Origin of the sequence: Halobacillus naozhouensis (assembly GCF_029714185.1) — a bacterium.
GTDB classification, from domain to species: domain Bacteria; phylum Bacillota; class Bacilli; order Bacillales; family Halobacillaceae; genus Halobacillus_A; species Halobacillus_A naozhouensis.
Genome location: NZ_CP121671.1, coordinates 3,155,459 through 3,172,660, shown reverse-complemented (window position 1 = coordinate 3,172,660; position 17,202 = coordinate 3,155,459). Strand labels below are relative to the sequence as shown.

Annotated in this window: 20 protein-coding genes; 14 read left to right on the top strand and 6 right to left on the bottom strand. The window is 39.7% G+C overall.

Annotation, left to right across the window (positions count from 1 at the left end; translation table 11 throughout):
* The 3 genes from P9989_RS16505 to P9989_RS16495 all read left to right on the top strand — a co-directional run bounded on the left by P9989_RS16505 (position 1) and on the right by P9989_RS16495 (position 2,813).
* Positions 1-891, top strand: coding sequence for a carbohydrate ABC transporter permease (locus P9989_RS16505; protein WP_283075961.1), 891 nt, complete (start codon positions 1-3; stop codon positions 889-891).
* A gap of 72 nt (positions 892-963) precedes the next feature.
* Positions 964-1,740 (top strand): carbohydrate ABC transporter permease, encoded by a 777-nt coding sequence (locus P9989_RS16500; RefSeq protein ID WP_390305000.1) that lies wholly within the window; start codon positions 964-966, stop codon positions 1,738-1,740.
* 65 nt (positions 1,741-1,805) lie between these two features.
* Positions 1,806-2,813 (top strand): LacI family DNA-binding transcriptional regulator, encoded by a 1,008-nt coding sequence (locus P9989_RS16495; protein ID WP_283075959.1) that lies wholly within the window; start codon positions 1,806-1,808, stop codon positions 2,811-2,813.
* Between the two features lie 89 nt (positions 2,814-2,902).
* On the opposite strand, the gene P9989_RS16490 is transcribed toward P9989_RS16495, so the two are convergent.
* A complete protein-coding gene (locus P9989_RS16490) occupies positions 2,903-4,255 on the bottom strand; it encodes a glucoamylase family protein (RefSeq protein ID WP_283075958.1) in 1,353 nt (450 codons plus the stop codon).
* A gap of 252 nt (positions 4,256-4,507) precedes the next feature.
* On the opposite strand from P9989_RS16490, the gene P9989_RS16485 reads away from it, so the two are divergent.
* Positions 4,508-5,266 (top strand): putative hydro-lyase, encoded by a 759-nt coding sequence (locus P9989_RS16485; RefSeq protein WP_283075957.1) that lies wholly within the window; start codon positions 4,508-4,510, stop codon positions 5,264-5,266.
* 55 nt (positions 5,267-5,321) lie between these two features.
* Here the strand turns inward: P9989_RS16485 and P9989_RS16480 are convergent, their stop codons facing one another.
* The 4 genes from P9989_RS16480 to pxpB are packed head-to-tail and all read right to left on the bottom strand — an operon-like array spanning position 5,322 to position 9,015.
* Entirely contained in the window at positions 5,322-6,509 is a 1,188-nt protein-coding gene (locus P9989_RS16480; RefSeq protein WP_283075956.1) for an NRAMP family divalent metal transporter, read from the bottom strand.
* A gap of 24 nt (positions 6,510-6,533) precedes the next feature.
* Positions 6,534-7,304, bottom strand: coding sequence for a LamB/YcsF family protein (locus P9989_RS16475; RefSeq protein WP_283075955.1), 771 nt, complete (start codon positions 7,302-7,304; stop codon positions 6,534-6,536).
* The gene (locus P9989_RS16470; protein WP_283075954.1) at positions 7,305-8,315 is read right to left on the bottom strand and encodes a 5-oxoprolinase subunit C family protein; all 1,011 of its coding nucleotides are present in this window, start codon (positions 8,313-8,315) and stop codon (positions 7,305-7,307) included. It abuts the gene before it with no gap.
* On the bottom strand, positions 8,299-9,015 hold the full coding sequence (gene pxpB / locus P9989_RS16465; protein WP_283075953.1) for a 5-oxoprolinase subunit PxpB: 717 nt from the start codon (positions 9,013-9,015) through the stop codon (positions 8,299-8,301). The genes P9989_RS16470 and pxpB overlap by 17 nt, the downstream gene beginning before the upstream one ends.
* 373 nt (positions 9,016-9,388) lie before the next feature.
* Between pxpB and P9989_RS16460 the strand changes: the two genes are divergently transcribed.
* From P9989_RS16460 to P9989_RS16435, 6 genes are all read left to right on the top strand, one after another.
* Positions 9,389-9,772, top strand: coding sequence for a YwqH-like family protein (locus tag P9989_RS16460; protein ID WP_283075952.1), 384 nt, complete (start codon positions 9,389-9,391; stop codon positions 9,770-9,772).
* 16 nt (positions 9,773-9,788) lie between these two features.
* Positions 9,789-10,073: a DUF5344 family protein gene (locus tag P9989_RS16455; RefSeq protein ID WP_283075951.1), complete on the top strand. Its 285-nt coding sequence runs from the start codon at positions 9,789-9,791 to the stop codon at positions 10,071-10,073.
* Positions 10,070-11,608: an LXG domain-containing protein gene (locus P9989_RS16450; RefSeq protein WP_283075950.1), complete on the top strand. Its 1,539-nt coding sequence runs from the start codon at positions 10,070-10,072 to the stop codon at positions 11,606-11,608. The genes P9989_RS16455 and P9989_RS16450 overlap by 4 nt, the downstream gene beginning before the upstream one ends.
* 24 nt (positions 11,609-11,632) lie before the next feature.
* A complete protein-coding gene (locus tag P9989_RS16445; RefSeq protein ID WP_283075949.1) occupies positions 11,633-12,316 on the top strand; it encodes a hypothetical protein in 684 nt (227 codons plus the stop codon).
* A gap of 82 nt (positions 12,317-12,398) precedes the next feature.
* Positions 12,399-13,148 carry a hypothetical protein gene (locus P9989_RS16440; protein WP_283075948.1) on the top strand — a complete coding sequence of 250 codons (750 nt, stop codon included), beginning with the start codon at positions 12,399-12,401 and terminating at the stop codon, positions 13,146-13,148.
* Between the two features lie 145 nt (positions 13,149-13,293).
* Positions 13,294-13,602, top strand: coding sequence for a hypothetical protein (locus P9989_RS16435; RefSeq protein ID WP_283075947.1), 309 nt, complete (start codon positions 13,294-13,296; stop codon positions 13,600-13,602).
* A gap of 63 nt (positions 13,603-13,665) precedes the next feature.
* Here P9989_RS16435 and P9989_RS16430 read toward each other — a convergent pair whose 3' ends face one another.
* A complete protein-coding gene (locus tag P9989_RS16430; protein ID WP_283075946.1) occupies positions 13,666-14,487 on the bottom strand; it encodes a hypothetical protein in 822 nt (273 codons plus the stop codon).
* A 336-nt stretch (positions 14,488-14,823) separates the two neighbouring features.
* On the opposite strand from P9989_RS16430, the gene P9989_RS16425 reads away from it, so the two are divergent.
* The 4 genes from P9989_RS16425 (at position 14,824) to essB (ending at position 17,197) form a co-directional block, all read left to right on the top strand.
* Positions 14,824-15,117, top strand: a complete 294-nt coding sequence (locus P9989_RS16425; RefSeq protein ID WP_079527526.1) for a WXG100 family type VII secretion target — start codon at positions 14,824-14,826, stop codon at positions 15,115-15,117.
* A 150-nt stretch (positions 15,118-15,267) separates the two neighbouring features.
* Positions 15,268-15,540 (top strand): YwqI/YxiC family protein, encoded by a 273-nt coding sequence (locus tag P9989_RS16420; protein WP_283075945.1) that lies wholly within the window; start codon positions 15,268-15,270, stop codon positions 15,538-15,540.
* Positions 15,541-15,701: 161 nt separating this feature from the next.
* A complete protein-coding gene (gene yukD / locus P9989_RS16415) occupies positions 15,702-15,941 on the top strand; it encodes an ESX secretion system protein YukD (protein ID WP_283075944.1) in 240 nt (79 codons plus the stop codon).
* 23 nt (positions 15,942-15,964) lie between these two features.
* Complete coding sequence (gene essB, locus P9989_RS16410; protein ID WP_283075943.1) at positions 15,965-17,197, top strand: type VII secretion protein EssB; 1,233 nt, start codon at positions 15,965-15,967, stop codon at positions 17,195-17,197.
* Positions 17,198-17,202: the final 5 nt, after the last annotated feature.

Below are 17,202 nucleotides of genomic sequence, written 5' to 3'. Positions count from 1 at the left end.
ATGAACAAAAATCAGTTTAAAAACAGACACCCCTATATGTTCATAGCACCAGCCGTTATACTGCTGACAGTATTCAGCATTATTCCTATCCTCATCGCCTTTGTGATCAGCTTCACTGACCTGAATTTGAAGGGGCTGGCTGATTGGTCAACGATCACATTTATTGGATTGGAGAATTATAAAGAGCTTCTCTCGGATGAGACGTTTCTAAAATCGGTTTATAATACGGCGTTTTATGTAGTCATCGGGGTACCATTGGTTATTATATCTTCTTTATCGATAGCGTTAATGTTGAATTATGGGAGTAACTGGCTGTTTAGTACCTTTCGAGCCGTCTTCTATATGCCGTCGATTACAAATATCATCGCTGTTGCTGTAATCTGGGGATATCTTTATAACACCGAATACGGATTATTTAATTACTTACTTTCATTACTAAGTGTAGAAAATATTCCATGGCTTCAGGAGCCGACGCTTGCTAAACTGTCGCTGATCATTTTGGCTGTCTGGAAAGGGATTGGCATCAATATGATTATTTTCTTAGCTGCTTTACAAGGGATTCCGAAATCCTATTATGAGGCAGCGAGAATGGACGGGGCCAATCGATTGCAAGTGCTTTTTCATGTGACGCTTCCGCTGTTGAGATATGCTACGTTCTTTGTCACGATTACGACATTAATTGGCTGGATGCAATTTTTCGAAGAGCCGTTTGTTATGACCGATGGCGGTCCATTGAATGGAACGCTTTCGATTGCCCTGTTCATTTATAAGGAAGGTTTCCAGTTTAGTGAGTTCGGCTATGCGGCGGCAGGATCATTTGTATTGTTCATCATGATTATTATCGTGACATTAATTCAATTCAAGTTTAGAAAATCAGAAACAGAGTATTAGGAGAGGGGAGTTAAAGCTATGGCGACAGCTACAAAAAAGGGAAAGATTGAAAGATCTCTCATTATCATCCTTATGGTGATAGGCGGGGTCCTAGTGTCCATCCCTTTCATTTGGATGATCTCAAGTTCCTTCAAACCGGAGAGTGAAGTACTTGCCATTCCACCTACGTTATTTCCAGAGAATCCGACCCTCGACAACTATATTAAACTATTTACAACGATGAATTTCGCAGTTTACTTGAAAAATACGATCATTGTTGTTCTATGCTCATTTATCGGGTTACTGTTTAATGCTATGGCTGGGTATGGTTTTGCTAAATATCAATTTAAAGGGCGCGAGAAGATCTTTTATTTAGTGTTAGCGACGATGATGATTCCAGGTCAAGTGACGATGATTCCCGTTTACCTGCTATTAAATGAGATGGGGCTGACGAATACCATGACGGGAATTGTACTGCCAGGTCTTGCGGTCGCGTTCAGTATCTTTTTATTCCGGCAGTTTATGACGACCATCCCTAATGATTTGCTAGAAGCAGCCAGATTAGATGGGGCGGGAGAGTTTTATATCTTTTTCAGATTGGTTATACCAATAGCCAAACCGATTTTTGCTGTGCAAGGGATATTAACCTTCATAGCTGGCTGGAACAGCTTCTTATGGCCTTTGATCATCGCAAACGATGAGAGTCTTTACACATTATCTGTTGGCCTTTCCTTATTACAGGGTCAGTATGCCAACAATTTCGCTCTGCAGATGGCTGGGGCAGCATTTATGGTTGTGCCAATTATTATCATCTTTTCTTTTTTTCAAAAGTATATTGTGGAAGGCTTTACGATGTCAGGAATCAAATAACTCTATAATCTATTTGTCTATAAGTTACAATAGATGTAACGAATTGGTTAATATGGGGGAGTACGATGGCGACGATTAAGGATGTTGCGAAAAGAGCAGGAGTAGCTGTATCCACTGCCTCCTACGCTCTTAACGGAATTGAAAAAGTAAGTGCCGCGACAATTGACAAAGTACTGCGAGCGGCAGAAGAGTTAAATTATCAAAAGAATGGATTTGCTTCAGATTTAAAACGAACGAAAACCAATACGATTGCGTTACTATTAAGTGATCTATCAGGGCCATATTTCTCCGAGTTAATCAAAGGGGTTCAAGAAGTAACAGCCTCTAATGGATTTGACCTCATTGCCTGCAGTTCAGTAGGCGGAGAAAAATCAACTGCCTCAAAGTTTTTAAAGGAAAAAAGAGTTGACGGTGCGATCATCCTTGCGCAGAACATAAGCACTGAGGTGATCAGATCTTCCGCCAGAAAAGACTTTCCTATTGTAGTCCTGGACAGGAAAGTCGACAATCCATTTGTGATCCACGTAGAAGTGAACAATCGCCAGGGTGGTTATGATGCAACAGAATATCTAATAGAAAAAGGTCATCGTTCCATAGCGTATGTCAGCGGACCGTTGAACTCCCACGATAATGAGGAAAGATTTCAAGGGTATCAGCAGGCTCTCAAGGACCATAAGATACCCAGTCAATCACGTTTGAAAATAAACGGAGATTTCACACGTGAAGGGGGCTATCGCTCAACGAAAATGCTGATCGCACAGCAGAATTTACCTGCTGCCATTTTTTACGCAAATGATGAAATGGCCATAGGTGGACTCAAAGCTTTTTCGGAAAAGAACATAAAAGTCCCTGATGATATTTCCATTATTGGTTTTGATGACATTCTGCTGGCTGAGTATGTGACACCGCCGTTATCTACGGTAAGGCAGCCTAAATATGAAGCTGGGGCCTTGTCTGTGCATATGATTTTCCAAATGCTTGCAGGTGAGGAAGTTGAAAAATCATTTAATCTGCCAACTGATTTGGTCGAACGACAGTCGGTTACAGGACATGAAAGGTTGGATAAGGATTAAATAACTAGTTATTATGAAGGCGCCCTTTCTGCTTGTTGAAAGGGCGCCTTTTGCATGAGGTGTTAAGTGGAATATTCAATATCTAGGGATTACTTAATTGAAAACTCTTCCTTAATCAACAACTCTTCAGGGTTTTTGCCGATTTTGTCCTGGTGAAAGTAGTCTCTTATAACCCCGTCTAGTAAATAGTTTACGATTGACACCATTGTCATGCCCTGGTCTAAGGCCAGATATGCGTTGGTGACTTTGCCTGTTTCTACATTAACTGAATCAAGAAATCCGTATTTCCCATAGGCATCAAAACGTTTCAATGTTTGAATGTTTTCAAAGGCTTCCATGGGCGCGTATTCTAATGCTAAAAACGTAGCGTGAGGAGTGACGGTTCCATCGGATTTGTATCCTTCTATTCCCAATGGTGTTGCACCAAATTCAGAATACCCTTCCGGCGTGGCTGCTGGTGACATACCCCAAGCTGCATAGCCTTGATCTTCGGCATATTCAATTTGAATGTCAGTATGACGCTGATTATTTAGACCAAGGGCATCTTTTCCTAATTCCTTTTCTTTAAGAACTAGTGATGGCATCAAAGCTTCGAACATGCTTCCTCCCCAACTCGGCACAAATTCTTTACCTTTATAGGTGTAATGTCCTTCGAATACTTCTACCCCATCATAGGTTTCGGTATAGCCTTCGGGTGTTTGTGACTGCCAGTCCCAGCTCTCAGGCATGGTTCGATACATTTTCCACCAGTGTTCTTTGGGGACGTCTCCTTTGCCGATAGCGATATAGCTTGCCAACCTAGGTTCCGTATAGAAAGCGCCGTAATGGTGAGCTGTGTAACTCTCGGTTTCAACATCATATCCGCCCCGCATTTGACCTACTTCCGGGTCATACAGTGTAGAATAATCCATTGCCTTTACGATCTTATTTACCTGAGGATATAGCTCTGGGTATGCTTGCCCGGTAACAATTAGTCCCGCTGAAAGCCATCCATTGTCTACAGTCGAAATAAACTGTCCCCAATCTGTCATCAAAGATCCATCATCTGTGTAGTACCAGTTATAGTACAGTCCATTCCAAGTTTTCATTTCCTCCAAGGTATGAAGAGTGGTGGTTATTTTATCAATAGCTTCTTCTTTAGAAATAAAACCCATTTCTTCCGCTGAAATCGTACTCATTAAATACATTCCAATGTTAGTAGGGGAGGTGTGTTTTTGAGCGGTAACTTCACCATTGTTAAGTCTTACTGCATCATAAGTCAGCCCAGTATCTTCATCAGTAAAGTCTTCAAAATAACGGTAGGTTTGTTTCGATATGGCTTCCAGTTGTTTAGATAAAGCTATTTCCTTTCCAGGAGGAGAAGATATCGCAACAACGGAAGAAGGAAGAGTTACATGTGCCATTAAAACGAATCCGAACACTAATAAACATAGTTTCTTCAAAGTATTAACCATCCTTTCATACATTTAGTGAAACGTTTCGAATACAGTATACAAAGGAAAACGAGCGGAGTAAACGATATAACCAGGATAATTTGTCTGAATATTAAAAACAGTTAGGAAGTAGTGTGGAATTTGACCCATAAATTGTTTTTTTCCGGTTTCATAATGATGTGAATTATGTAACGGTTCTATTATAATGAAGTAAAGTCCAAGTTCAACATTTTTAATAATGATAGGAGGGGAAGATTAACGATGAATCCAAAGCAGCAGCGCGAAACATTCCGCATCAATAAGTACACGGGTACAACATCCGGCATGTGCGATAACTACTTACAGGCGAATATGATCATGTTGCCGAAAGAATATGCGTTTGAATTTCTGCTGTTCTGTCAGCGTAATCCACGATCTTGTCCGATTGTGGATGTGCTCGAAGCAGGCGTAACACACCCACGGATCGCTGAGGCAGACATTCGAACGGATCTGCCCAAGTATCGAATCTATCGTAACGGTAAACTTGATAAAGAAGTTTCGGATATCAAAGGGGAATGGAGAGAGGATTTTGTAACATTTCTTATAGGGTGCAGTTTTACGTTTGAAAAAGCGCTGCGAGAAGAAGGGATCGGGCTTCTTCATCAGGAGCAGCAACGGGTGGTGCCGATGTACAAGACAAACATTCCTTGTGAAAAAGCTGGCCGCTTTGAAGGAAATATGGTGGTGAGCATGCGGGCTTTGAAGCCAGAGGAGATTGATAAAGCTGTGGCAATTACGGAGAAATTTGAAACTTCTCACGGTGGTCCGGTTCATATCGGTAACCCAGCGGAAATTGGCATCTCTGATATTAATCATCCCGATTATGGAGAAAGTGTTTCTTTTGACGAAAATGAAAGGACCCCTGTATTTTGGGCATGTGGTGTTACACCGCAAAATGTGGGGTTGAATGTAAAGCCAGCGATCATGATCGCGCATGCTCCGGGACATATGCTTATTACAGATCAACTGGAAGAAAAGTAATTCTTATAAAAGAAGTCGGCAGCGATTGTTCTCGCTGCCGATTTCTTTTGGTAAATTAACTAAATAATTGTGGAATCCCAGTCAAGAGCGTTCGAACCCCCATATACGTCATAGCAATGACGATGATGATTCCAAAGATTGTCATCCAGACTGGGTGTTTATAGTCACCGACAATCTTTTTCTTATGTGCCGCAAGCAGCATGACACCTAAGGCAATCGGTAAGATCAACCCGTTGACGGATCCAACTAAGACTAAGATACTAACAGGCTGCCCGACAAATACGAACACAAGGGTGGAGATTGTAATAAAACTGATCGTCAGCCATCTGTGGTTTTTCTCTAATGCCGGACTGAATGAGCGTAAGAATGAGACCGAAGTATAAGCAGCTCCTACAACCGAGGTAACGGCAGCTGACCACATGACGACACCGAAAATCTTATACCCTATTGTCCCGGCTGCATGCTGAAACACAGATGCAGGCGGGTTGCTTTCATCTAAAACTAAGCCCTGAGATACGACTCCGAGTACTGCCAGGAAGAGGAAAATCCTCATAATTGATGCAACACCAATCGCGTATACGGAGCTTCGGGTAACCTCTGGAATCGCTTCTCTTCCCTTAAGGCCCGCATCGATCAGTCGATGCCCCCCGGCGAAAGTAATGTAGCCGCCGACCGTTCCGCCTACCAACGTGACAATGGCTAGAAAGTCTATAGTATCGGGAACGAATGTTTTTACGACAGCTTCTCCAACAGGCGGCTGAGCCGTGAACATTACATATACCGTAAGCCCGATCATGACAAAACCGAGTATCTGAGTGAAGCGGTCCATGACTCGACCGGCTTCTTTTACTGTAAAAATACCAATCGCAAGCACCCCACTGAGGATTGCCCCCAATTTAGGAGAAATGCCGAGCAGTACGTTCGTCCCTAATCCGGCACCCGCGATATTTCCAATGTTAAAAGCAAGTCCGCCGGCTACAACTAAGGCTGCTAAAAAATACCCAAGTCCCGGGAGCACATCATTGGCAATATCCTGCGCACGTTTTTCACTAACGGCGATGATCCGCCAAATGTTCATCTGAGCGCCAATATCGATAATAATAGAAATAAGAATAACAAAGCCAAAGCTTGCCGCAAGAGCTTCCGTGAAGACCGTCGTTTGCGTTAGAAAACCTGGTCCGATGGCAGAAGTAGCCATCAGGAAGGCGGCACCAATCAAAATACTGCGGTTGGTGTTTTTCATCAGATACGACTCCTATCTATAACGTTATAGTGTGTCTTTAATAGGTTTAATTTGGATATCGGCTTCTTTCAGGGTGGCAGAAATGTTCTGAGCAAATTCTAAGGCTGTAACTCCATCTCCATGAATACAGATCGTATCGGCTTCAATCGCAATATCCGATCCTTGCACACAGCATACTTGCTGTTCTTTGACCATGCGGATCACTTGTTTGATAGCCTCATCAGGGTCTGTAATGAGCGCATTAGGCTCAGTTCTTGAAGTGAGTGATCCATCTTCTTGATAGGTTCGGTCAGAGAATACTTCACTCGCTGTTTTCAATCCTGCGTTCCTTCCTGCTTTGACGAGTTCGCTTCCCGATAATCCGAATAATATCAATTCAGGGTCGACGTCATAAACACCTTCGGCAATCGCTTCAGCGAGCACTGCGTCTTTGGCCGCCATATTAAATAATGCGCCGTGTGGCTTCACGTGTTGCATCGTACCTCCTTCTGCTTTGATAAAACCAGAAAGCGCGCCAATTTGGTAAACGACCAGATCATAAGCCTCTTTTGCGGAAATATTCATATTCCGGCGACCGAAGCCAGCTAAATCCTGGAGACCAGGATGCGCTCCGAGTCCGACATTTTTATCGAGGGCAAGCTTAACCGTCTTTCTCATCGTGGAAGGATCCCCCGCATGAAACCCGCAGGCTATATTGGCTGAGGTCACATAATCTAGAATCTCTTCATCACGGCCAACCGTATAGGCGCCAAAACTTTCCCCCATATCACAATTGATATCTACTACATAACTCATTTATAATTCCTCCTTGCTTTTTAAAATAATGGACCGCTTCAAAATTTGGATGGACTGCTCTTGTTTGATGAGTGCCTTCTGTGCTTCTTCGAGTGTAATTTCTTTGAAGCTCATCTTGTCCCCTGGCTTCAACTGACTGACGAGCGACAAGTCAACCGAAGCAATTTGTCCGATTTTTGGATAGCCGCCGGTCGTCTGGCGATCCGCCATGAGTATGATTGGGTTGCCATCAGACGGGACCTGGATTGATCCAAAGGCAACGGCTTCAGAAATGAGCTCCTTTGGTTCCGTTAGTGAGAGAGGGGAACCTTCCAATCGATACCCCATTCGATCGGATTGTGATGATACAGAATAGGATTCTTCAAAAATGTTCCGCTGGCTCTGCTCATTGAATAACGCATATTGTGGTCCTTTCAACATTTGGATGACTGGTTGAGAGGAATAAGGAGGGGTCATGTCAGCAGCGGGCATCCAATCTGTTTCATAGAAATGGTCACCGTCCATTTGCTGGCGCATAGCCTCCATTATTTTTTTCTGATTATCATTTGGCTCACACATGGGAAGTTGATCTCCGGATTTAAGGGCCCGCCCCTGATAGCCGCCTAACTCCGCTCGAAGGTATGTCGATTGGCTGTCCATAACTTCTGGGACATCTAATCCACCAGCTACAGCGATATAGGCTCTGCATCCCGTGCGGCTTTTTCCAAACTTAAGCACTGACCCTTCCTTAACAAAAATGGACCGCCAAGTATTTACTTTCTGACCATTAATGGCTGGGGAAAGGTCTCCTCCGCAAATTGCAATCATGGAATCTTGTTTGAATTCGATCTCAGGACCTAATAGAGTAGCTTCCAGAGTAGCTGCATTTTCCTCGTTTCCGACTAGAAGATTCGCGATCCGGTGAGCATAAGAGTCCATACTCCCGCTTACAATAACCCCATATTTTTGATAGCTTGTCCGGCCCAGATCTTGCACACTTGTCAGCATTCCTTCTTTAATAATCTTCAGCATGGCTAGCGTCCTCCCAGCTGTAATACTCATCCTCACTTATTTCCTTAAAATGAATCCTATCCCCAGCACGCAGCAGACTCGGAATGTCTTGCTCAGGCGTAAATAGTTTCATGGGCGTTCGGCCGATTAATTGCCAGCCGCCGGGCGTTTCAATGGGATATACTCCAGTCTGCATCCCGGCAATTCCCACCGTGCGTTCAGGAATCTTTAAACGGGGGGAGTCCCTTCTTGGCGCGGCAATTTTTTCTGACATTCCCCCTATAAAAGGAAATCCAGGGGCAAAGCCAATCATGTAGACGGTGTATTCTCCGCCACTATGGATTTGAATTACTTCTTCGCGGGTGAGATTATTGTGCTCAGCCACAAAGTCTAAATCAGGACCGAACTCTCCGCCATAACAAACAGGGATTTCAATCGTTCTAGCCTCTTCTGTTTCACCTGTGCTTACGGTAGACATCAGAGCATCAACTTTCCTGCTGACCACTTCATATGGTAATTCATCAGCATGGCTAAAGTGGACAGCGCTATAAAACAAGGTAACAGTGGTGAAAGCAGGTATGTATTCAATCATCCACTCAGGGTTTTCCTGATCTAATAAGTGCGAGAGGATGCGCACTTTATGTTGGGTATCTTCATTAATCTCATCACCTAACGAAATGACAACGGCCTGATCGCCAAGGGGAGATAAAGAATAATTCATTGTTTCACCTCCATTTATGAATGTGTAATTATTCAGAAATATATTTCAATTATAGAATATCGGACAAAATGTGACAAACTGGTAGTTCAAAGTGAGTCAAAATAAGTGTTTTTATTAGAAAAGCACACCAGTGCATTTCTTTATTCGTCAATCTTTTATATACTAAATGTTAATAATATGGAAAAAAGTTGATGCTTAAGAAAGCGTTTGAAGGATTATAGGGTCAATTTACTCACGATCGGAATATGTAGGGTGAGATAAAAGTATATTTTCACTTTGTGGTAAAAAACTGTACCTTGAAGTAATAGCCATCAATACCATGGTAAAATTCTTCAAAGTCACGAGTTGTTAAGAAGAAGAGGTGAACAAGTGAATGGATAATGAAATAATAGTGTCGAACTTGTATAATGATATTTCCGCACTTCGTAATCAATTGAACAATAACCAAGAAAAAATACAGCGTTTGCGTTTAGCAAAAACAGAGATAGCAAATGAACAGGGGATACTTTCAGCACAAGGAAGGCTTTTATCTGAACCCGATTTATCACCATCCCTTTGGGCGGGGAAACATGCGAGTGAATTTTTAAATATACGTGAAAATATAGAGCAATCCTACATAAACATGACTACACAACAAGTCGAGGCGATCCTAGAAGAGATTGAAGGGGAAATCGCACGATTAGAGTCTGCCAACCATGGGATTTCAGGTAGCATAAACTCCAAAAGTGACCATATAACTCAATTAAAAACTACATAACGGAGGGAGAGATAATATGGCAGAAATAAAGGTTGATCAAAGCATAGCCGAACCAGCCTTCATCGATTTGAAATCAAAAATTAATGATGTGGATACAACAAAACCAAGCTTGGAACTCAACCAATCCACTCTAGATTTTATTCAAAAAATAGAAGAAATTGAAAATACATACTATCAAACGATCCTAAAATATAAAGACACGCTAGTAAAAGCAGAAAATGATTCATGGTCGAGTATTGAATCATTCATTCAAGTAGAAGAATCCATAGGCAGCGACATTAGTAAGGGGTCAGGACGATGAAGGTTTTAAAAGTATCGGAAGCTCTAACAGGTATTGAGCAATCGATTACTAAGAAGGAAAAGGAACAAGAACAACTCCTTTCTCTTCGCGAGGCGATGCATAAGGTGATAGACTTAGAAGATGCATTAAAAGGGGAAGGCGGGACCGCCATCAAAGAATACTTCAAAGTTTTACATATCCCAGTCCTGCTGCTTCTCAACCAATTCTTAGATCAATATATTCAAAGCTTAAAAGACATACAAATGAATGTTAGAAATTACGAGACAGAAGATGGAATGGTACGAGAGGATTTTATTACGACAGAAGTAAAAAATGGCCTCAACAAGGCTGTTCAAATGACTCAAGAATCAATCGATACTATCAATGATCGATTTATGGAAGTAAGTGACTTGATCGGTGGTTCATTAGTATCTACATCCCTATTTGATTCACAGATTGATAGTGCGAGAAACCACAATCAACAGACCATGGACGGCCTGAGGACAGTAGATGAACAGAGCACCTTGAAACTCCGTGAAGCTTCAAGTAGTTTACAAGGTGTTCAGCAGCTGGTCAGTAGGATTCAAGGGTGGTCCAAAAGCGGTGTTTTCTTAAATAGCAAAGAAATTAATGAAGTGACAGACTATTACCTGAAAACGGATACCATAAGGGATATGATTGAAGAAGCGGTAATATTATCAACACCAATTAATTCGACAATAGGTGGTAAACATCGCATAGATAGTTCAGGAGTAGATTCAGCTAAATTCGAAACTCTTGCTACTATGCAAAGAGTAACAAACAATTTATCGGTATCTAATCCTCAAGCATGCGTACCAGAAGAATATAGAAATAGTACTGAACAGACGTTTAGTAATGGATTAGAAACTTTAGGGCTGGTTGCTGGGAGGCCGATCAAATCTGGTAGTACGTTAATGCAAAATATTTATGGTGCTTCTCAAGCAGCTAAACATGCGAAATTAAAGGCTATGGGTGCTAGTGTTAGAAAAGAGAAATACTTTACTGCTCAAGGTAAGGAAAGGTTTAGACTTAAAATAACAAAACCTGAATTGTTCGGAGTTAAGAAGAATACCTATACAGGATACAACACTAACCATGGCAAAGTAGCGAATGTTCGTGGTTTAGTTGACGGCAAAGTTGGTTTGAAAAATAGCTTTAAGGGGACTGCTGGAAAAATTGGTTATCTAGGAATAGGACTTTCTGCAATTTCTGATGTTACCTATGGTATAAATCAAAATCAGTCGGGGAGTAAAATTGCTGGTAATGTGGTTAGTAGTATATCAGTTGGCGTTGTTTCAATAGCCTCCTCAGCGTACTTGGGGGGGCAAATTGGTGCATATGCAGGAGCTTGGGCAGGTCCTGTTGGAGTGGCAGCAGGCTTCATTGTTGGTTTGGGTGTATCTTATGTTTTAAGTGAGGTTAAACCATTAGACATAGATGGTGATGGGGTGTCTGATTCAATAGGGGATATTATCCAAATAGGTACCACTAACGCAATCGAAGGTGTTAAGGACTTTTTTGGGCATGTATTTTAAAGAGGAAGACGTGATTATAGTACCATGAAGAAAAGTATTTACAACAATTATTTAAAACTAGAAGAACATGGTGAAGTTAGGTCAAGAGGTATTCTGCATGTTTTAATTTTAACTGACTTGATGGGACTTTTTACTTTACTTGGTCCTTCAGAATTAACATTTGCATTACCGATCGCAACAGTTCTTGGAATTATTTTGAACGTTTGGGCTTTGTTATATTTGATTGCTCCTTACAGGTTTGAAAGTTCATTTTTCTTATTCTTCGGAACTTGGGGATTATTTACTTCATTTATAATGTTTTTAGTTATTCAAAAGTTTCTTTACAACATTTTTCAGTATCATTCACTTCAATTTTTCTATATTTCTTTAACTCTATATATTCTCTGTATTATTGGCGTACAAGTACTTCATTTATTATTTTTATATGAAAGGTTGACCCCTCCAAAAGGCCCAAGGCGAAACTGGACTCCTTTGGTGGCTATCACCCCTGCTCTAAGTTACGTAATAGGCCAGCTTGTTTATTCAATGATAGTAAGCGAAGATATTAAAGCATTAATCTTTGTAGCATGTGAATCTCTACTTATTCTTTATCCTATTTTTTGTATTAAATTTATACACCAATATTACTTTTTAATAAAAAACAAGCAGTCTTTGAATGAGAAATATCCTAATTTGAATTTACCTAAAAAAAACAGGAAATTGGGCTAATAAGTAGAATCAATTACATTCAATTATTTAAGCTAGTCGTAAACTTCTGGTAATTTAAGCAGGAAAGCACTTTAGAGTTTTAATGATTAATGGAGGAGTGAGATGGATAAACAAAAGGGAACTTTCAAAATATTTAACAATAAACTATTCTACATCAGAAATTAGATCCATGGCTATTTTTCATGTCTTATTATTTACTGATTTTATGGGGTTATATATGTTATTTGGCCATTCAGAATTAGGCTTTATATTTAATATAGGGTTAATTCCAGTCATAATTTTAAACCTTTGGTCTATTTTATACGTTGTAGCTCCTTATCGATTTGAACTATCTTTTGTGCTTTTTTATGGGATATGGGGATTGTTAACATCTTTTCTACACTTTTTGGTCATCCAAAAGTTTTTATATAATATTGTTCAGTTTGAATCACTTCTATTTTTTTACCTTGGGTTAACATTTTATCTCTTTAGTATTATCAGTGTTTTAGTGATACAGCATTTATCCTTATATGACAAAATTAAAATACCAGAGGGGCCAGGGGCATGGCCCAAATGGGTAGCCATTATTCCGGGTTTTAGCTTTTTGTTTGCTCAATTGGTGTTTTCGGCAATTAATAGCGAGGATGTCAAAGCATTAATTTTTGTTGGCGGTCTTACTTTAGTAATGATTTATCCAGTATTAGCTGTAAAATTAGTTCATCAGTACTTTTTCCTCAAAAAACATAAAAAAGAGTTAAGCGCTAGATATTCAGGCTTAGGAAAGTCAAAAAAAGATAGAATATTCAATGGGAAGAAGTCAAAAAGACATAAACAAAAAGCACAAGGAAGCTAGTGATACTAAAATAATTGAAATAGAGTAAACGGAGTGTGCAGTAGTTATTCTTGACCTTAACGATGACTTATCTGATGAGAAAATTGAAGATGTAGTTTATGAAATTGGATATTATTCTGAAGTAGACGATCTTGACCTACTTGTTATGAAAAGGGAATATATTACTGCGGAACAAGATCAGGTTATTAAAGAAAAAATAATCCCTAATCAATATCCTTATTTTCTAATTACTAGAGGTGAAAATGAAGAGGTAATTAGAATGAAGAAAGAATTTAAGAAAAGACATCCAATACGGAATTTTCTTGGGATGCTACCTCTAGATAAATTACAATGTGCTACTCAAGATTATTTTCTTAACTTTGAACACACAGTATTTCATGCTGATAATACAAAGGAAATCATAGAGTATCTTGTTGAGAATTCAGAAATAGTGGATGAGAGCCTTTCAGAATAAAAAGTAAAAAGGGCAATTCAATACCCTATAGGTACTGAATTGCCTGAAAAGTTTCATGCTCGTTTATTTTGATATTATGTAATCTTTATCCTTTAGTGTACGTTCCAACACTGCCCCATATTCCTTTGTAAGGCCAAGTAAATCAACCTGTTTAGCTTGCAGATACTCCTTACCGTCTTTTTCGATCATTCTAAGTGTCCAATTGTTTGAAGGGGAAAACACCGCAAAAACGCCTTCAACTTTCCAATTATTATCGGTAAAATAATACATCACCATGCGGCTAATTCGCTCACTTCGGTTTAAGGATTTTTTTAGATCTTTCCATAAACTTAGACTCTGATTACTATCATTGAGGTTTCTAACATTTTCATCGTCTATATTGAGATAGCTTTTGTTGTCGATGCATTCGTTTATAAAAGTTCCAGGTAACGTGAGAATTCCTGATTTAGATGCATTCTTATGATCAAGGCCTACTCTTGGAAGGATCACGTTTTTTATAGCAACATTTGGTTCATCAAGTTGTTGCAATCTAAATAGTTTATTATTTAGTTTCTCACATTCTATCACAAATTCTTCCGCGACATAGAAGGTAGAGTGAGATGTCATTTTATAAAGAGAGTCCACCTGTATAACCACATTGGAATAGGCCATAACGGACAATGAGGTGATCATATCTTCATCGATCCAGAATTCGCCGTCTTCGTCCTTTCCTAAGAGGTTTCTATCCCTTAGGCTTATAATGACTCCCTCCCATTCTTTCTTCACCTCTTCATTTGATAAAGCAAGAAAAGGGGCATCTATGCCAAAAGCAATTGGGGCTTTTATCAATCCTAGCAATACATATATTTCATTATGTGTTAAATATAAAGATTCTTTGTTTTCCATATATCCATTACTCCCTTAATTTAAATCTCATTTGTTATTAACCAATGATTCAAGTATTATTCTTTATGTATATTTGTCTCTACCTATAGTAGCATACCTAGAAATGGAAAAAACACTGATAATTGAGTGTTAAGAATAATACATATACCCATTGGATAGTTGTTACACTTATCACTTAGAACTTTTTCTTTTCTGTAATTAAATGGTAACAAAATAGCTATAATTATGTGTCACTGGATAAACTGACTAGGTAAATATTACTGATTGCATATAATCAATTGACTGGTAAAATTATCAAGGGTAACATAAAAACAAACTGGAAAAGGAGTGACTTTTATGTCGAATAATATCCGTTTGACACCAGATGAACTTAGAGAGTTTGCTAGACAGTATAATACCGAGAGTTCTAATGTACAAGAATTGATCTCACGCTTGGATGGCATGAGCGGCCAGTTACAAGAAATCTGGGAAGGTGCTTCTAGTGAAGCGTTTGCTTCTCAGTATCAGGAGCTGCGTCCTTCATTTGAAAGAATGAGCACATTGCTAGCTGAGGTTTCTCAACAGCTGAACAGCACAGCTACTACATTAGAAGATACAGATCAACAAATTGCTGGACAAATTCGCGGCTAATGATTTTACAGGAAAAAGCACCCTATTGTGGTGCTTTTTCCTTGTATTCCCTTTTTGTATTACTTAGCAGGTACAAAAAGGGAATACAGGTGAGTTCTAGAGCGGAGAGTAGAAATAACCTAATTGAGGTTGAAGGAGTGTGGGGTGGTTGTGAGTCATGAAATCAAGTTAAAGATGAATGATGTAGAGCAGGGATTGTCTGGTTTACAAACAGCCACACAAGCATTGGAGGCTTCGCTCGAAAATGATATGGCTGTTGAAAACCAGCTGGAGATTGTTCATCAATTAAATGAGTTGAATACAGGTCTTGCTCGGTTAATCGAAAATTATAAAGGATTGCTTTTGAAAAATGAAGCAGCCACCCAGCAATCTGTGGAAACGTTGTTCGAAATGGATGAGTTACTATCAAACACCATGAAGTGAAAGAAGTGCTTCAAACCGCCCGTGAAATTCTCCAAAATAGGTCATAATTTAATTGATGAAATATGGAGAATTTTAGGATGGATTGATGTATCATTTAAGTGAGGCTTTTTTTAATTACATAATGTGTTAAATAGCTGTAACGGTATAAAGGGGAGAGGCTTGTGTACATCCAAGTATCTATCGATTTACAAAACTATCATAAAAAAGAACTAGATTTACGATTATCCAGCCGTTCCACGGTGAAAAGATTAATCGATATTGTTTGGCAAGTATCTCAACTAGATACGCCCCCTCGCGACGGGGATTGGGTACGTGTGGTGAATAAGCAGATGGTTTGTGCTGGAAATGTCACTTTGGAAGAGAGTGGCATCACTTCTGGAGATAAATTAGAAATTTTGTAAGCATTCAAAAGGAGCAGCGTGCGATGTCAGATGTAAAACAATCCTATTTTCATGAAAAAACGGAAGCCGTTCTGGAGAAACAGGATGGTTCTTATCTTATTACATTTCAAAGAGCTCGGCTTAGACTGCAAGAACAGCTTGAAATTGAATTAATTCGTGATGCTGATCATGAGTTAGCTAAAGAAATCCAAATGGATGAAGATGAGTTAAACATAACAGTACATATTCCTTCGTCGTTTATCAGTTTTAAGCACATACATAAAAAGCAGGAATATGCTAAATGGCTGTTTGCTGATCAATTGGCCAAAAAAGTGGAAGACCATCGTGTGAAAAGGTTAAATTTGTTGGTGTGTCCTGAAAATATCGTTGTTGATTCAAGTATGACACCCTATTTTCTGCATTACGGTGTGACGGAGAGTCTTCCTCCTTATGAGAAGGAGGAAGAGCGGGTGTTTGAAGAACTTAAAGCTGCTGTAGCTGCGGCTGTTGATGGGTCGGAAAGCTTTGAAAGGTACTTGAAATATCGGGATACATTGAAGCTGTCCGATGCGGTAAAAGAAATCTTGTTTGCTGAGGATACCCGTACTTTACGCGAATTGATCGGACGTCACATTCGCAGTCTTGAAAACAAAGAAAAAGAGCTGGTTAAGGAACCAAAGAAAAAGTGGAAAATTCGTAAGTATATGTTAATCGGAAGCATAGTGTTGCTTGTTCCTATTCTAGTATTTACGATTTATTCGATCTTTTTTATTCAGCCTAAACAAGAAGCGTACATAGAGACTAGTGAATTCTTTTTAAATAGTAATTATAGCGAAGTGGTTGAGACATTGGATGGTTATGATGCTGAAGGTATGCCGTATGTTACACAGTTTCAGCTGGCTACTTCCTATATTGTAAATGAGTCGCTTACCGCTGAGCAAAAGAAGAACATTCAGAACACGATCACACTTCAATCGGATAATCGATATTTTCTATATTGGATTCATGTTGGACGCGGTATGAACGAAAAAGCGGTTGATCTGGCCAGGTCGCTTGAGGATCGTGATCTCATTATGTTTGCGTTGTTGAACCTGCGAGAGGATGTTAAGGATAATGACAGCCTTTCGGGAGAAGAGAAACAACAGAAACTGGACAGTATCCAAACTGAGCTGGATGAGTATGTGAAGGAACAAGAACAACAGCAACAGGAGGAACAAAACCAACAATCTGACCAGAATTCTTCTAACAGTGAAGAGCAGCAGAAAAATGAGGAATAACTCGT